We start from the raw sequence: 17,828 nt of genomic DNA on the forward strand, positions 1-17,828 counted from the left end.
AGGACGGGTAGAGCTTCAATAAAGGTGCTTTGGGAAGGATGGTTTAAACTACAAACCATCCTTGAGGGCTACGAACTCGCAATGTCTCTTGATCACTAGACTTGTGATCAAGAGACAGCCGAATCGGCAGGCATTCTCTATTTCACAAAGTTTTAGCGCTAGATAGCGTCTTTATTGGGAGAGCTTTTTCATTTGTAAGCCCATAAAGATGAAGCAGATACCTTCAATCAGTAGTGAGATGCCCACAAACGTGCCCAATAGCGTGGTTGAGAATGCAGGATCATCGAGTAGCATGAAGAAGTAACCACCGATCAGCACTGAAATTACACCACTGAATACAATAACGTTGCTGCTTGGTAGGCTACGGTTGCTCAAACCAAAGAAGATACGAGTCAAACCGTTTAAGATCATCACAATCACCATCAACATGGTAATCGTGACAAGGCCCGCCAGTGGTTTGAACAAGATAAACAGACCACCCACGATATACAGTACGGCACTTAATACATACCAAAGCTTCTCTTTCCAAACATTGATGGAGAATGTGTGGTAAGCCTGAACCAGACCACTGAACAAGAGTACGGCACCCACAATGGTTGAGATCGTCACGCCTGCCAGTACGGGCAAACTCATTGCGCCAATGCCCATTAGTGCGATGATAACACCAACGATAACGAAGTATTTCCAGCCTTTAGATAGGAATGTAGGCTGTTGTGATTGATTAGAATTTTCCATTGAATGCCTCTTAAATTAAACGCGAGCCGCCTCTTCAGTCTAGTCTATTAAAAACGTCGAGAGTTCACAGACTTAACAGAAATACGTGTCCCGTTTGCATTAATAGATGTTAAACCTGTATCACATCGCCGCCTATACGCTATTTTTGAACAATAAGTTTCAAGATTGCTGGATTAAACCAGTGCAAAACAAGGAGATGGGGAGTAGGATTAGCGGCTTTCTAACGCCAGTTGCCTGCCTTTTCTTGATAAGTTCTCACTCTTTTGATTCAGGCTACATTTTAGAGGATGACATTTTGCTCGATCATCATATTCGCACCTTCATTTCTGAAAAGCTCAGCTCAGTAGGTATCAACAGCGACCCTTATGGCATTGAACTCACCACCGTATTTATCCTAGTAAGCCTCACCGCGGCAGCAGTCAGTTATTTGATCGTGCATCACTTGATTGTTCGCTCAGTAAATAACGTGCTGCAGAAAGCCAACAAACCGCTCGCTGAAAGTTTGGCGAAATATGATGTATTAGAGAAACTGTCGCTGCTTATCCCGATTATGGTACTGGATGTTTTCATTCCCCTTGCAGTAGGCCACTATGATTGGTTGGCTGCTATCTTCGATAGGATTTTGAGCATTTCGATTTTGGTCATCTTTGTATGGATGATCTTCGCCCTACTCGACGCAATGAATGACATCGCGACGTTTAAAGGCATAACAAAAAGAATGCCGATCAAGAGCTTTGTTCAGTTGATTAAGCTGTTCACCTTCTTTGTTGGCGTTGTGGTGTCTATGTCCATTCTCGCTAACGAATCCCCGGTCATTTTCTTGTCTGGATTAGGTGTCGCGACTGGTTTCGTGATGCTGGTGTTTAAGGACACGATATTGGGCTTCGTCGCTGGTATTCAGCTTTCTGCAAACCGCATGATCCGCTTGAACGATTGGATTCAAATGGACGCTTATGGTGCAAATGGCACGGTAGAGGAAATCTCTTTAACCACGGTGAAAGTCAGAAACTTTGACAACACCGTGAGCATGCTGCCCGCCTATGCTCTAGTTCAGAACGCGTTTATCAACTGGCAAGGCATGTCTGATTCAGGTGGTCGCCGCATCAAGCGTTCTGTTAATGTCGACGTTACATCGATTCGCTTCTTGTCTGATGAAGAAGTTGAAAAGCTGAAAAGCATTCGAATCTTGCGCCAATACATCTATGAAAAATCGCGAGACATCAACGAATACAATGAGGAAATGAGCGACGAACCAACTTTTGGCAACCTTCGTCAGATGACCAATTTGGGTATGTTTCGAGCTTATATTAATGCCTATTTGAAAGCGAACAAAGACATCCACCAATACATGCTTATCATGGTGAGACAGCTAGAACCGACGCCAGAAGGTATTCCGCTTCAAGTTTACGCCTTTACCAACAATACAGACTGGGCTTACTATGAAGGCGTACAAGCAGATTTATTCGATCACATCTACTCTATTATGCCTTTGTTTGGTTTACGCCCTTACCAGATGTTCACGAGTCATGATGCCAAACAGATTGGACTGGAACAGGTCACCAGCAAAAACGCTCAGTAGAATTACCTCAAGAGTGAAGCCTATGCTTCACTCTCTAAGCTGGGCGCGAGGTTTTTACGATTGTAACGATGCTCCGTAAGCACCCCACCTTCTACCTTGTAACGCAAACCGTATTTACCGATACAACCTCGCAACCTTGAACGCGTCAAATCTGATAAATCAGATGCGGTACTTGCTTTATCTACAAGCTGCACCCAATAGGTTTCCATTTTGTCCTTCACAATGATCTCCCCCGACCAACATTTATAGATTTAGGGAGAATTCTTACAAATCCCGATAGTAGTCTGGATAGCATACGGCAGAACTTTTCTAACAGAATGCCTACGAGAATCGCAGTTTTCTCGTTCAAAGATGTATTAATGCGTTGAAAACAAAGCTTTCCGTCTAATTTTTCTATTACAAACTGAATCTATAGATCAGAGATTAAATGATAAATTTCCCGTGATTCGCCTTTTGGTACCTGACTTTAAGAGAATGGCGTGAGTTACCGATAAGACGATGCTCAAACGAATTTAAAGGGGTAATACTTCACGCAATTACCCCCTACTCGTTTTTCTAGCCCTTCTTGAATTTCACCAATCAATTACATTGGTTATTTGTACTTCCGACTTTTCTCCAGACACCCCATGTACCATCGGCACCCGGTTCATTCCCTGAGGTCCACCATTGGTTTTCCCACTCGTCACCATTCCAAGAAACACGATGGCAAGGTGACGCATAAGTTTTACTCCTGTCCCACGTTTCTCCTGTAGAAGCCACTTTTGCTTTTTGAACCACGACGACTTCTGATGTATCAAACAACGAACCGTCTTTGACGGTTAACAAGAAGCGATAGGTCGTGTCAGTAGCAATTTCTGCAAAACGGACTGTAGTCTCTTCCGTAGTTGGTGATGCTATATCTGCAAGGGGGGATGAAGGAGAAAGTTGTTTCCATTCAAAAGTTAATAAGTCACCGTTTGGATCGCTCGATTGTGCACCAGATAAACTAATCGACCCTGCACCTGTCAATTCATACAGATTCGAGGTTGCCACTGCGATTGGAGGCTGATTTGTATCACCAGCCCCTTCCAGCTCGGTGTACAACAAGCGATTAGGTGAACCAGAACCCACGTTATAGAGCGCATTTGGCGTGCTGGATTCGATCAACGATTGTTTCAGTTCACTCGGTAGTGCTTTAGGATTGGCTTCTAAAAGACGAGCTACCTGCCCCGTCACATGGGGTGTCGCCATAGAAGTACCAGACATTCTTTGATAACCACCATGATTGCGAGCGGAAATGATACTGGCCCCTGGTGCAAATAAAGTCACACATGTTCCCCAGTTTGAATCACTCCAACGATAATCATCCTTAGTTGATGCACCAACCGTGATGGAGTATTCCGAATGCGGCGTTTTGGTGCATGCGTCTGTGTTGTTGTTTGCGGCAGCATGAACAAATGAAATATGATGCTGCGTAACCAATTTGTCTACAGCTTCATCAATAGGAGCCCATCGAGTACTGCGAGAAATACTGTAGTTGATTACCGCTGGCTGCCCTCTCTGCTTAGCATGTTCAATCACCCAGTCAAACGACTCAAGGATATCACTCCCCCAGCCTTTATTGTCGCAGTTCAATACTCTCACAGAATAAATATCGGCATCTGGAGCAATACCATACTGCTTTCCTGCCGCAGTGCCGGCGACGTGAGTTCCATGTCCATGGCAGTCAGATGCATCACCATCACTATCAACGAAGTCCCAACCGGAGATAGCCCGTCCCTCAAAATCAGGATGACTAAAGTCGATACCAGAATCGATAACATAAATCGACACGCCTTTGCCAGTGTACTGGCCCACATTATATCGATCATCCAATGGTAAGTTACGCTGATCGGAGCGGTCTAATCCCCAAGATGCGACAGGTTCAGATGCCGTACTCAATTCACCATCAGCTGTAAATATAACGTCTCGATAAACACCTTTAACATCATTCATCGCTCTAAGCTGCGAAGCCTGATCCTGGGACATTTCAACAGAAAAGCTACTCAGGTTTCTGTATACGTTTGAAGCTGAGAGAGGCTGATTTTCTTGAAGTGAGCGAGCAGACAAAGGTTTCGGCTCTGCATTCAATCGCTGTAAGACTTGATTCACTCTCTCTTCCATTGAGGAAGGTCGAGTAGATCGTGACATGGGACTAGATACATTTGAATCATTTAACACCACCACATAGGTGCCTTGAGAAGAAGCATAAACAGGAAAATTCAGTATCAATGGTAATGCACTTAAACAGAGTTTTTTATAAGGGAACATAATATTAAACCTTCAAAGACGGTATGTATGGCTGCTCGAATTGTTTGTTGGGATGCTTGTTTGTTTAAATACTTGTTTGTTGGAATAAATGCTTGTTGGGATGCATCCCAAGACAACCGACGAGCAGGATATAAGAGAGATAAAGTATGTCGGAGCATAAAGAATGCCGAGAGCACCACTCCCGACAGTCTTTATGCTTTCGTGCTACTGGCAGGCAGCGCCCTTGTTGACCCAGACACTGGACACATCAGGCTGCTCGCCACGAGTCCACCACTTGGCTTCAAATTTAACCCCGTTATAGGTAACCTGAGCACCTCCGGAGTATGCTGCTTGACTTGACCATGGCAGCACAACATCGCTTACGAGTTCCCAAGCATCACTACTGTCCGGTTGATTATTTTGACTCCAGTGCTTTGCCTTCCAAACCAACTGCTTGTAACTAACTAAGTCACCACCTGAATAGGATTTGCTGGCAGACCACGCGTCGTAATTCGTGGCATTTGGGTCACTGACGCTGCAGGTATTGCCGCTGGCTTTCACGTTAAGCGTTGTGTTTGCGCTTGCTCTCTCCCCTTTAGGATCGGAAACAACAACACTTAGCAAAAATTGACTATCAACCGTCACGTCTGGAACTGAAAGTTGAATCGTGCCATCGGACATAGTCTGATAAGCTAAACCTGAAGTGCTCCACTTAAATGACAGCACATCACCATCAGGATCTGATGCCGTCGCGGTTATCTCTATAACCTCTCCGGGTTTTGCATCAATACTGCTTGGAAGAGAGACTTCCGGTGCATGATTTTGAGTTGGTTGGGGCTGAGCAATAATGGTGACCATATCACTGGAGCTCGATTTACCGTCTGAAACCAACACAGAAAATACATAAGATTGCTCTTGTGTCGATTCTGCCAAAACCACATCGGTTATCATTGCGTTATTTGCTTGAATGCTCGCGGGCAAACCCGATATCTGCTCCCAAACATAAGTTAACTCGTCACCATCAGCATCCGTGGATTTGTCGGCCGATAAGGTGATAGTTGCTCCTGACAATACTGACTGGTCTTCACCTGCGTGCGCTACGGGCTTATTGTTATCGGATGGTTTTAAAGAATCTGACTGGACGATAGAAACCTCTAACGCTTGCTTTGGCTTCTCTATATCTAACGAGCTTAGAACAGCGTTATCACACACAACCTCTGCCCTTGTTGGATCATCGGCCTGCTTAAGGTTGATATGGAATTTGTTCATCACATTATCGTCGTAACGGAATCCAACCAACTGATAATTGTCCGTTTGGTGGTCTTGACCGTTATACACTTTGACATAACAACCTGTCGTATCGAGGCGATCAACAGGAGTAGGTTGATAAACAAATCCATAAGCGCCGTGCAAAGCAGGGAAAATGTAGCTGTCTAATTGCTGCTGAGGATCGTAATAACCTACTAGCGTCGTTACTGGTACACCATAGTCAGTTGGAATACGTGTTGGTTTACCCTCGGCTACCTGATCTTCAGTGGTTTCTAGCCATGTTTTTCCATCACTGATGTAAAACTTACTATCACCTCGATTCAAGTTAACCAACTGACCATTAACATGAGCCGTCACTCCATAGCCAGAGTAACGCGCAATGTTCACAGCTTTGCCTACTGCAACATTTTCTGCACTAGGCAAATAAATATCGCGTATCCAACGTCCATCTCCCGTCTCGACTTTCGTGATGTCAAAATCGTTGATGTAGCCCAACAATACGGAGCCATCGATGTCGTCTTTGATCGTATTCAATTGTGATTGAGAGGTAATCGATTTCGATAACAAAATAGCGGGTTGCTGGAACGCTTGCATCGCTTTCGTTTCATCATTCCACTTAGTAAACCCAGTAGAAGACGATTCATCAAATGTAGCTTTGCCCTCCATAAAAGTCTGAATTTTCTCTAGCACATAAGGCGTATGCAGCGTGTATTTGGAAATTGGTGAAGTTGGCTCACCGCCCCCCATCGCATCTCGATTAAACTTGTAGCCTTCAAATGCAGGGATGCCAATCCCATCGCTACAGCAAACTTGGTCTTCGCCATTACGCTTGTTCCACATGAAGTTGGCAATGAAACGCTTCTGAAATAGATCCCAGCCCCAAGCAGAGTTGATGTCCGTTGATGGGCGGTGTGTCGTCCCATCAGTGCCTCCTGGCCAATGACCCAATCCAAAGTTATGGCCAACTTCGTGACTCCATTCATTTCCCACTGATGAGTCGATAGTCACCATGCCGTTGCCTCCACTACCACCGTGAGCAACAACACCATTTTGATAACGACCTACTGCTGCAATCGCGGTAATTTGGTTCGCCGTGTACGGGTGTGCTCTCTCGGACACTGACGTTGATGAGTTGATCCCATAGTTTGCGAGATTAATACCATGGGACATCAAGATCTTCGTGGTATACGCTCGCATATCTCCTTGGTGCCAAGTCCCAGTGCTCGGGTCAAGCTCTGTAAGTAAATGTCCATCCGGTAGCATCACTTCATCAAGTTTCATGGTTTCGTAAGGGTTAACAATCAACTTACTTACCGGAATTTTCTGGAAGTAATCCTTGTGCAACTCTGGATTATCAGCAAAGTAGAAACGTCCCCTTGGATTAGTCAGCATCCCCAAATCCATCGTATTAATGAGCAGTTCGTTAGGCGCGCCAATATCCAAATCGGACAGAAGACCAGATGTACTCCCATTGAGCAACTCCAAAGTCAGACCGGGTTGTATCCAAGTCGCTGGGAGCGTTACAGACCACATGTCTTTCGCGTACATAATGTCGAGGTTGGGACCGTCATGATTGGGAAGTTGCTCTGGTGTGTTTAGCGATAAAACACCCAACTGATTGCCTTTACTATCTCGTGCAATAACTTTGACTTGTGATGAGACATTTAAAGGTTCAACTGGCTTAACAAGAAGTAAAGTATCACGCAATGCGGTGAGATGCGGCCTAGGGTCGCCTTTATCATTGTAATGAGGGACAGTAATGTTTTGCGCATAAATCACTATCGCCTCAAAATCACCCTGTAAATTATTTACTGGCATTTCATTATTAAATTGAATAACTTGAGCGTTAGCTATTCCTGAAAGCAATATCCCACCAGCTATATTAAGTGCCATACTGACTTTATTTCTCTTCATACTTCCCTCTTCTATTTATATATCAACATTTCATCTAGCCACTGGTTTAGCCAGTGATAAATCTAATTATCTTTCTTAGACAACATAAGGATTAAGCTTTGCTGACAACCAACAAACCAAGACAGAATAAATAAAAAACCCATTAAAATTTAAATTTTAGAATTCACTTATTTAGCAGTAAATTATTTAACAATAAAGATATCAAATAAGATTTTTTAGAGCACCAGCTCCAACCAACAGATTCAACACCGAAGAAACATACATACAAATCAACAACTTGAACAAACAACAAAGCAGGAGGCTTATCTAAATCAAATATTTACCAATATATTTAAACGAATGAAAGTTTGAGTACTGAGTTTTAAACCAGCCTCTAGCTATAGATAAGTTCAGATTTATACTACAACATTAATATTTGCATTCGACTGATAAAAGTGAATATTAAAAATTAATTTAATTATCAATATAAAAATGGAATAAGAGTCAAATATTTCACTAGGTTCAATTAAGTTATATCATCACTCACTGAATCAATAACTCACTTTATAGAGCGTTTTTTGAAGCTGTTATTTTTCTGGTAATAAAAAAGCGGAGAAGGAAGCCCCTCTCCGCTTTGTGCGTTATTGATACTTGCTTAAAGACGCTATGGTGTCACATCTGTAAACGTGAACGTGCCGTTATCCAATTCGCGCTTCACTTCTTGCTTTTGGTCAAAATCAATCTTAGTCAGGTCAACTTTCTTGATTCTACTGTCGTGCATCGTGGTGTAGTACAGCGCCTTGTTACCTTGATCGATGACCGAAGTCCATTGTGTCGCACTTGGCAGATCTGGAATATGGCTACGGTACTCTGGGTTAAACTCGGTGCCAATTGGAATATCGAAGTTGTTCAGAATATGGAAGGCTTGTGACACCGCCTCTTCACCCGTTTTTGATTCTGGGGCTGTATTTACGAAAAATGCCGCACGTACAAAACGCGATGGTGGTGTAATGTCACCCGGTAAACCTAAGAAACCAGAACCAATACCAAAAGACTTCGCTTCGACACCACCGAATTTAGTCGGAGCACTGGTGCCTGGTTGCAAATGGATGTAGTTATTCAAGTTGGTGACTTGCCATGGGAAAGTTGGTGAGTTAGTAAGCACTCCAACTTCGTTATCATAGATGTGCACTTGGCCATGATCCATGATTTCAATAACGATGTTGTTGCCCGCTTTATCGGTAACGCGCCAATGTCCAGTCGGTGAAGGTTGACCTTTCTCATCAATATAAACAGGAACGATATCGATGTTTTTCATTGCCGTTTTAACTTCATCTACGGTTTTGAATTGCGACAACATCCAACGTACAAAATCCATATCCGCAATACTGTCTGCTCGATCATTCGGATCATACGCTTTTAGTGAACCGTAGCCTTTGAAGTAGAACAAGCCTGCAGTTAGACCTTCTTCATTGATGCCTTCACCAATAAAGCGATCATCACTCACTGAAATACCAACAAAGCCGTACTTGCTCTTCCAGCTCAAACCGTGCTTTTGGTCTGGCATCGTTGAGGTAAACGTGTAATCACGAGGAGCAACAATCAGTTTACTATTGAGATCGCTCTCACCCCACTCAATTGTTCGAGCGTGAATGTGGTCGTTTGCAGTCGTCGAAAGTGAGATACCAGTACAAGCGGTCGCCGGAGCAATGATGCTTGCAGAAAGTGCCATAGCAAGGAGGGTTTTCTTTATCATTTTTAGTTCCACCAGAGGGGTAATAATTCGCGATTGTAGCCCTTTTTAGGCAACTTACAATCGAAAATATATAAAATTGATGGAATATAAAATTATTGACAATCTTGATAGCACCGCCACCTGCGTTTACTAGGTGGCGGTGTTCTCTAATTATAAGACGCCGAGGTTACCCTCCACTATCACTTTTTCTTTTGTTACCCCATTCCTTGGATCTTCTTCGATGTGTTTTAACATATAGTCATTGCCAGAAATATGTTTAAGTTTTAAGACAAAAAAAGTTTGGTGCTCATGTAAGAACTCGTTTAAGTTCAAAACTTGAACAGAAGAAAACTTATTTTGATTCAGTTTAAACATAAACAAGGTGTTTAAAAATGAAGCATAATAGCCAGAATCGACAACTTGTGTTCCTTGATTATAGTTAACATCAGAAATATACCGACCATTCGAACCTACAATGTGGATCGAACGCTCTGAAAGATCTCCTTTAATAACAAACTTACTCGTTATTGCATTAAACCACGGGAGAGTAAGAGTAAATACGGTCAATACAATAAAAAATGCGACTTTCCTTCTCATTTTTATCACCACCAATGCAATTGCCCTGAAAATATTATTTCATCTAGGTAGATTTCTTTATCTGCCTTTTGCATTTTACCAACCCATTTCCCATCTTTTTCCAATAGTTTGACGGGTGTCATTCCCGAAGAATACAAAGCCATGTCAATATCGATCACTTTTTCAGCAAATTCAGGTTCCAACCCTTCTAAATAAGAGCGCCCAAAATTTATAAAATACATAGAGGAACCAATAGTTGCATAGATTCCATTGTCAACCTTATACACTTTACCTTGGTATGTATTAATGGCTTTATATATTCCGGACTTTCCTGTCACTAATACTTCGAGCCCGCTATCTTCAAAGTGAACGTAACTGGAAAAGTAAGTTCCTAGTGAAAGGTACCAAGGAATCGAAAGTACAAAAATCGTTGAAATTCCTATCCTTAGTGAAACTCTTCTTACCTTACCCATAGAAGCCCCCATAACATTCAAAACATTCAAATGCCTCTCTATAGATAAAGAAAAAAGTCAGCGCAATGATCACCATTCCAATCGATAGCTCCCAAAACATTGGAGCGGTTACAAACGCTTTTACATTAGAGGTTAACGATTTTTCATTGCTGGCTGAGATGTTTACCATAGGTAAAGTATTAGAAACAACGACTTTCGTTTGGCTTTCTTCAACAACTATCTCCTCACCTTTATCATTGTTTTTGATTGACTCTATAGGTTCAGATGTAACATTTGAATGAAATATTTCTAACTTCCTTGCATTAATAAATACATAACCTTCCCCTGGCAGGTTATTAATCTCGAGTCCTTGCTCCAAGCTGTTGAGTTTTTTTCTGAGTTTCATTATTGCGACAGCAAGTGAATTATCACCAACAACTCTTCCAGGCCATCCTCTTTCAATGAGGGTTTGTTTATCTATTACCTCTCCATGCGAATCACAGAACACTAAAAGCAAATTGTATTCACTTCGATTTAATTCTAGTGGCTGATTTTCTTTGCCCGATTCACTATCGATTAAAATTATCGTTCTTCTTACAGTATCAATAGAAAGCCGTTTGTACATTTTTTGCCCCATTTTTTGTTAGTCCACTTACATTTACATAAAAAAACATAAAGCGCCTAAATTCAAACAGTTAAACTTCAAAAAATGGCAATTAAATGTTTTTAACCTTAATAACATCACTATTAAGAGCTTTTTAATTCACAGAGTTTGATCTTCTGCGCAAAATGCCTGTTTTTCCACACCAAAACGTTCGTTTCCTATTTATCTGGAAAAACGAACTCATTAATAAACATAGGTAATCAATATGAAAGTAAATGCATTTTTCACACTGGGCGCATCGGCATTAATTATGGCTTCAGGCGCAGTAAATGCAGAAACAACAGCCGTAGAACAAGCAACAGCAGATGCGATTTGGACGGGGGTAATTGGGGGCTCAGTTCCAAGTTCAAACTTAATTATTACAGGTGAAGCCGGTGGTGACATAAAGCCGGGTACTTTATATGTAAACAGTGATGGTACTTTTACTTCTTCTGATGTTGTTCTAGAAGCTCGTGACTACACTCCAGCAGTCACCCTACCGACACCTGCTGATGAAGTTATCGGTGATCGCCAACCAGCCGCCACTTGGACATACATGAACTCACAAGTAATGATTGGCGGTCAGGTTACAAAAGACGCAACTCTCGTTCTGTCTGACGCAATGTCGGGGACTGACTTAACAAAAGGCACATTAAACGAAGTTACTGGTGGTTACGTTCAGCTAACAGTTTCAAACGGCACAGAAATCACCGATGTGCCAGTAGAAGGTGAAGCACAAGTCATCGTACAGATGGCAGCAAGCTACGACGGTTCACTTTAATTAAGTTAGGGGGAAACGTGAAAGCTTCAACACTCATTAAAGTCGCCTTCTTATTGCTAACGATGTTTAGCTTCGGAACTAAGGCAGAAACCTACACCTTTCGCCTAGTGAGTGAGATCGATAAAAGTGACTTCTTTTCTTACCAGATCACGAAAGTCACGTTTTCTCCTGCCAACATAACGCTGAGACCAAACGCAGAAACCAATACGTTTCATGATGCGTTTACGCTTTTGACCGTCGATACCGATATTCCAAGTTCCGACGTATCAATGAAGTTCCAGTTGTTTATGAAAAGTAACACTGCACAGTGCTTTGATATCGACGAGACGGCGTTAGTGACGCCGTCTGATTTTGCACAAATTTTTATTGCTGAACAGCCACTGACCGAGCTCACGCCTGCTTTACTCGACTTTAACAAGACATCTGATGGACTAAAAAGTGGTGAGTATGACGTCAAGCTCACATTTGGTGAGATTCCAAATGGCGCAAATATCTGCCGAGGAAAATTTTCTGTTCTAGCGGAGTTGTCTCTGTGAAAAAAACAAGGTTATTTACCACTGCTGCGTTAAGCACCATTACACTCCCTCTGATTGCATCTGCATCTTCTGTTCCTGAAGGCTTCCAAGATTTTTTCCAACAACAGAAACGAGACGTAGAGATTAAAGGCATTGATGGTACGTTTTTTAGCGTTCCAATGCTTGTAACTTATGACTCTGTAAGACTGGAAGATCCTAAAGATACTCGTGGCTTCATTACACATCTCGTCTTATCAGGTTTGAGCGAAGATGCCGCTCGCGAAATCGTAAGTACCTTACAGCATGGTCAATCCAACAGTGTTGATTGCATTGGGGATTTAAACCTCTGCTCTCTTGCACCACAAACCTTTGACACCTTTTACGATTATCACTCGAACAAGTTATACCTTTATGTAAATAAAGAGATGCTAGAGGACAATAAACCCAAAGCTCTCGAGAAAAACTACGCCGCTACCTATAACGAAAATGCGGGGATAATCAATGATGCAAGCCTTTATACGTCTTCCGATTTATCAGATAACACGACCGTATCACTGAGTGACCAACTGATATGGGGTCTACCCTATGGTTCGATCCATATAGATTCTTACGTCAGTAATCAGGAGGACGCATCCGAGTTGAACTACGGCTACTATAACCTCGAGTACAAAGCCGTACGAATGACCTCGGGCTATCACCAAGATCGACTTGCATTAAATAGCACCTCATTTCTTTTGAATGGTACACAATATCACGATCTAAACGCGAGCTTGTCTTCTAGCAAAAATCTTAGCCGTACCAATAAAAAAGATGATCAATTTTTGTTTTACTACGCGCCGTCTCCCGGTGTCCTGAAAGTCTACAAAGATGATCAAATCATCGTTCAGCGCTCCGTTGGTGAAGGTCAAGGCAGCTTGCGTTATTCAGAGTTACCACATGGTGTTTATGATGTCGTCATAGAGATCTCAACCGGTAACCAAGTCGTCTCCTCTGAATCAGCTCGAATCTACAACGCAAATACTGACACATTGAATACCGGAGAGTTTGACTACTTGCTGTCTGCTGGCCAATTTCAAGGTAACGAAACGACACAACTTAACCCCGACAGCACAACAGAGTCAGCTCAATCATTTAACGATACCGCCTATGTTCAAGGGCTTGTCGCTTATAAGTGGTCAGACGCTCATACCGTTGCCATTGGTTCAACCATCACCGATAACTACGTGATGAATCAAATTGGATTTAAAGGCTACCTCCCTTTCGATAGCCGATATGAAGTGTCTTTCTCAAGTATAGACAGTGAAGCATTCTATGTATCTGGATACTGGAACATCGATAGCATTGGCATTACTTATGAAAAACTGACAAATGACGAACGAAATATATTCGCTGAATATTTGTATGGCTCAACAAGCAAAGAACAATTGAGCATTTCGAGCAGCTTTGCATTAGGCGCCGATATCCGGGGCTATGGGTCGGTGAACTACCTGAACCAAACTGATTTTTACGACAATGAGCTCACAAACTGGTTTATTTCATCAGGCCTGAGTATGCCTTTTATTCTGAATTCCAGTTTGGATTTAAACCTTAGTTTCAGCAATGAAGAATTGGTTTCAAATTGGGATCAAGGTGAAGCGACCATCGCATTAAATTGGTCAGTCCCACTGTCGTCAATTTTAAGTGGCAACACGGGTGTAACTTTTGATGAAGACGGTTTTAGCCAATACACAAACAGTTTGGAAAGCCGTGATCTTGTTGAGCGCGATGATACCGACCTACGGGTGACACTAAGCAATAGCTACTCACAGAACTCACCTGATACAACGCTAAATAGCCTGACAACCTATGGCTCACAACACAACCGTCATTTTCAAGCTGATGGGTTTGCCTACATTGCAGATAACGGCGAACGCTCCTTTAACGCCACGCTAAACAGCACGCAAGTAATTGGCAAAAATAGCCTGAACTTCACTACGCAACATGGTGATGCGTTTGTGGCTGTCGATACCAAAGACAATATACGCTTTGATAAAGACGAAGAACAAACAAAAGGTCTATTGGTTATACGTTCTGACGATAAATTCAACCGCAAGGAGTACATCAACAACGAGTCAGCACTCATTCCCTTGGGAGAATATCAAGCCAGTACCGTTGAGCTCGATGTAGAAAGTGTCGCATTACACAACAGCGGTCAGCAGTCTGTTACCGCTTACACCCATCCGGGAACCGTTGTGGAACTGAACTCTAACGTGAGTCGCGTCATCAGCTTTGTCAGTAAATTTAAAGACATCTTCGGAAACAATATCGAAGAAGTGAAATGTTCAGGGCCAGCCTGCTTAGAGATATCCAACATCACTTCTGGTATTCACAAAATAGATGTACAAGAAGGCCTGAGCTTCACTCTGACTAGTGACGGCCAACAGTGCTATTTACCTTCTGTGGATGATGCAAAGCAATTGAACTTTGGCACCAACTATTGTCAACCTGACCTATCTCCTATGGAGTCCATCGTTCTTGTAAAAAATCATCGAGAAATCAATGTTATGTACATTGGTGAATTTGATGACCTAGCAATGATCAAACCGCAACTCCAAGCCATGACAGATCAAGGCATGGAGATCCTAACCACGCAGCTGGGACGTAAGTCTTTCGTTTACCTAACTGGTGAAACTGGGCTTCAGCTGACTCAACAGCAACAACAAGATATTGAAAACGTTGCGCGATATGCCCGCTCCGAAACACCACGAGAGCAAGATTTTGTACTTAACAGACCAGAAGGAAATTGATGATGAGAACATTTCCCATTTTGATGACATCACTATTAGCTAACTCTGCATTCGCGATGAACATCGACACTATGCTGCTTATCGGTGATGAATACGGAAATGGCGTATTCACCATCTCAAATGAAGAAGAAACAACGGAGTTTATTCAATCGAATATTACTCAAATCGAAGTGAAAGAAGGCAACCTGATCCGTACTCCCTATACAGAGGACAATTTCGAAGATTGGCGAGTCACTCTAACTCACCCCAAAATGATCCTGGAAGCAGGCCGCCAAAAACAGGTTGGTGTCCGCTCCCTTTGTGGTAGCAAATGTGATTTCACTCAAGATCAATACTTCTTGGTGAGTTTTGAACCTTCTCCATACGATCCTGAAGGCAAATCAAAGTCCGCTGTTGTCATCAACTTTGGTTATCGCCCCCTTTTCGTCATTCCAGCCAAAAAGCAAAACATCGATTACACCATCTCTCTTGAGAATGGAAAACTCTTAATCAACAACAAAGGGAACAGTTTCATCCGCGCGTATGTCGATGAATGCAGCGACAAGGTAACGGAAGATTGTGAACTTACAGCAATGTCTCTTGCAGGTCGTGAACGTACTTACGAACTCCCAAAAAACATAAAACCAGCGGACTTAGACGTAACCATCGTGAATCACGACGAAAGCTACCGTGAAAAGCTGACATTGAGGGAGAATGAAGAATGAAGCGCGCTCTATGTTACTCTCTTATTTGCGCGTCACCATTGGCTTATTCGTCAACACTGAATATTTACATTGAAGGCCAACAGTTACGATTTGAAAATGCACTCTCTTTGGGTGCATCTTCCTATACATTGAGTGATTGGACAGTCGCCGGTGGTCTTACTCCAACAAAACGATTTCTTCCTGGGGCTTATTTATCAAACAAACCTGACAAAATCACATTGTCCTCTGCTTCTGTTCAAAACGTTGAAGCGCCTATTTCAGTCAATGGGCTTCAATACAACGTTTCATCCAACTCTTATACTCGTACCGATAACGCATTGGTAAGCCCTACTTGCACCATATCACAGGTGTCCGGAAATACCGTTCATTTAGAAGATGGTACAACGCAAACTTGCAACGCAGATTTCTCATTAGACTATACAGAATCAGTCACACCTTTTTACTTCTATCGACCCACTTTTAATTTGGATACAGCCGCTTTGCTCGCAGCTTTTAATGGTAAGCCGAAAGGCGTTTATGCAGGTACAATCCAAGCAGATATCAAATATTATTATGAGTCATTAGGGGGGGCGCTAACCTATCGCGTGATTCCTGAGGTGTTTACTGTGAATGTCAATTATGTGCCAAATACGTTAGAGAGTATCGAAGTCTCTGGCGACGGCATCATGGAGCCCGTCTATGACACGGACAATCACACGGTCTCGGCTGATACGACATTTAACATTACCGCTTTAGGCCAGTTTAGTACCGGACTTTATATCACTCTGCTTAGTCATGATTTTGAACTTAAATCGAGCGTTGGGGAAACCACAATTCCATTTTCTGTTACTTGCCTGCAATCCAATTGTGAAGATCAGGAGTGGATTAAAGATGGTGTTAGCCAGTTAGAGAGCGATGAAACCTCATATACGATTGACACACCAAGTAACATCATCAACTTTGACCTGAATGTCAGCTACCAAGATATCCCATCGACTGAGGTAGAAACCGGAGCCTACACAGGCAGCTTCACCGTTATGTTTGAGGAATTGTACTAATGAAACCATCTTTAATATGGATCGGCTTAGCATTGACCTACCCTAATCTCTCTATGGCTCAAGAATCTAATTGGTACGTAGGTGCTGGCGTCAATCATACGGGAAAAATGGATTCAGATCTCTCTGACTCATCAATGGGTGGTCAAATCAATGTTGGTTACGAGTTCCACCCAAACTGGGCCATTGAAGCATCTACCGGTTACTACGGCAATTTGGATATGGTGATTCCTGGAGATTACCGAAATACAATCGAGGAAGAGACCCGCTACGGCTCAGATATATCGCTTCTTGGAGCCCTTTCATTATCACAGTATTACAATCTGTACGGTGGCTTAGGGGCACAAGTAGAGGGTGGAGACATCTCTCCAATAGGTCAGCTAGGCATTCAATATGAATACAGCCCTTCATGGTCAATCAAGTTTGGCTATAAGTTTCTGTGGGCATCTAAATCCGAATACAATTTGCAAATGTTAGGTTTAGGGCTTCAATACCACTTCGCACGTCCTGAAACTGATGTTGAACAAGAGCCAAGCTATGATGATATTAGTGTTATCGCCTCGACCAAAGTACCTACGTCAACCCCAGAGAAAACGGCGACTAAAACACGCTGCACAACCAACACATACATAGTGAAGAAAGGTGACTGGTTAATTAAGATTGCCTATCAGCACAACTTATCGTTTAGTGAGTTAAAAGCGATAAACAACGACTTTAGAGAGATTAAGGATCTAAACCTTATCTACCCGAATCAAGAAGTATTGGTTCCAAGTGCGGGTTCTATTTGTCCCTGATCTAATCAAATTCTATTGTTAATAAAGCCACCTTTTCAGGTGGCTTTTTATTGATTTGCTGAGT

At 42.5% G+C, this 17,828-nt stretch carries 15 protein-coding genes; 7 read left to right on the forward strand and 8 right to left on the reverse strand.

What is annotated here, in order from left to right; genetic code table 11:
- Positions 1-171 precede the first annotated feature (171 nt).
- Positions 172-735, reverse strand: a complete 564-nt coding sequence (locus GXP65_RS08385) for an HdeD family acid-resistance protein (protein ID WP_162092542.1) — start codon at positions 733-735, stop codon at positions 172-174.
- A gap of 295 nt (positions 736-1,030) precedes the next feature.
- Between GXP65_RS08385 and GXP65_RS08390 the strand changes: the two genes are divergently transcribed.
- Positions 1,031-2,314, forward strand: coding sequence for a mechanosensitive ion channel family protein (locus tag GXP65_RS08390; RefSeq protein WP_162092543.1), 1,284 nt, complete (start codon positions 1,031-1,033; stop codon positions 2,312-2,314).
- A gap of 20 nt (positions 2,315-2,334) precedes the next feature.
- Here GXP65_RS08390 and GXP65_RS08395 read toward each other — a convergent pair whose 3' ends face one another.
- From GXP65_RS08395 to GXP65_RS08425, 7 genes are all read right to left on the reverse strand, one after another.
- Entirely contained in the window at positions 2,335-2,523 is a 189-nt protein-coding gene (locus GXP65_RS08395; RefSeq protein WP_005427656.1) for a hypothetical protein, read from the reverse strand.
- A gap of 370 nt (positions 2,524-2,893) precedes the next feature.
- On the reverse strand, positions 2,894-4,603 hold the full coding sequence (locus GXP65_RS08400) for a S8 family serine peptidase (protein WP_162092544.1): 1,710 nt from the start codon (positions 4,601-4,603) through the stop codon (positions 2,894-2,896).
- A gap of 204 nt (positions 4,604-4,807) precedes the next feature.
- The gene (locus GXP65_RS08405; RefSeq protein ID WP_162092545.1) at positions 4,808-7,765 is read right to left on the reverse strand and encodes a M66 family metalloprotease; all 2,958 of its coding nucleotides are present in this window, start codon (positions 7,763-7,765) and stop codon (positions 4,808-4,810) included.
- 643 nt (positions 7,766-8,408) lie between these two features.
- Positions 8,409-9,500 carry a choloylglycine hydrolase family protein gene (locus GXP65_RS08410; RefSeq protein ID WP_045418578.1) on the reverse strand — a complete coding sequence of 364 codons (1,092 nt, stop codon included), beginning with the start codon at positions 9,498-9,500 and terminating at the stop codon, positions 8,409-8,411.
- 150 nt (positions 9,501-9,650) lie between these two features.
- Positions 9,651-10,076, reverse strand: coding sequence for a hypothetical protein (locus GXP65_RS08415; RefSeq protein WP_162092546.1), 426 nt, complete (start codon positions 10,074-10,076; stop codon positions 9,651-9,653).
- A gap of 5 nt (positions 10,077-10,081) precedes the next feature.
- Positions 10,082-10,528 (reverse strand): hypothetical protein, encoded by a 447-nt coding sequence (locus GXP65_RS08420; RefSeq protein WP_038889812.1) that lies wholly within the window; start codon positions 10,526-10,528, stop codon positions 10,082-10,084.
- Positions 10,521-11,132: a winged helix-turn-helix domain-containing protein gene (locus GXP65_RS08425; protein WP_162092547.1), complete on the reverse strand. Its 612-nt coding sequence runs from the start codon at positions 11,130-11,132 to the stop codon at positions 10,521-10,523. Before GXP65_RS08425 ends, GXP65_RS08420 begins: the two co-directional genes overlap by 8 nt.
- 244 nt (positions 11,133-11,376) lie before the next feature.
- On the opposite strand from GXP65_RS08425, the gene GXP65_RS08430 reads away from it, so the two are divergent.
- The 6 genes from GXP65_RS08430 to GXP65_RS08455 are packed head-to-tail and all read left to right on the forward strand — an operon-like array spanning position 11,377 to position 17,764.
- Positions 11,377-11,931 carry a hypothetical protein gene (locus tag GXP65_RS08430; RefSeq protein ID WP_038889813.1) on the forward strand — a complete coding sequence of 185 codons (555 nt, stop codon included), beginning with the start codon at positions 11,377-11,379 and terminating at the stop codon, positions 11,929-11,931.
- Positions 11,932-11,948: 17 nt separating this feature from the next.
- The gene (locus GXP65_RS08435; RefSeq protein ID WP_346265901.1) at positions 11,949-12,467 is read left to right on the forward strand and encodes a hypothetical protein; all 519 of its coding nucleotides are present in this window, start codon (positions 11,949-11,951) and stop codon (positions 12,465-12,467) included.
- Positions 12,464-15,232, forward strand: coding sequence for a TcfC E-set like domain-containing protein (locus GXP65_RS08440; protein ID WP_162092548.1), 2,769 nt, complete (start codon positions 12,464-12,466; stop codon positions 15,230-15,232). The genes GXP65_RS08435 and GXP65_RS08440 overlap by 4 nt, the downstream gene beginning before the upstream one ends.
- Complete coding sequence (locus GXP65_RS08445; RefSeq protein ID WP_320339634.1) at positions 15,232-15,936, forward strand: hypothetical protein; 705 nt, start codon at positions 15,232-15,234, stop codon at positions 15,934-15,936. Before GXP65_RS08440 ends, GXP65_RS08445 begins: the two co-directional genes overlap by 1 nt.
- The gene (locus tag GXP65_RS08450) at positions 15,933-16,973 is read left to right on the forward strand and encodes a hypothetical protein (RefSeq protein ID WP_162092549.1); all 1,041 of its coding nucleotides are present in this window, start codon (positions 15,933-15,935) and stop codon (positions 16,971-16,973) included. The genes GXP65_RS08445 and GXP65_RS08450 overlap by 4 nt, the downstream gene beginning before the upstream one ends.
- A complete protein-coding gene (locus GXP65_RS08455; RefSeq protein ID WP_038889818.1) occupies positions 16,973-17,764 on the forward strand; it encodes an outer membrane beta-barrel protein in 792 nt (263 codons plus the stop codon). The genes GXP65_RS08450 and GXP65_RS08455 overlap by 1 nt, the downstream gene beginning before the upstream one ends.
- Positions 17,765-17,828: the final 64 nt, after the last annotated feature.

Origin of the sequence: Vibrio sp. LB10LO1 (assembly GCF_010092875.1) — a bacterium.
GTDB classification, from domain to species: Bacteria; Pseudomonadota; Gammaproteobacteria; order Enterobacterales; family Vibrionaceae; genus Vibrio; species Vibrio campbellii.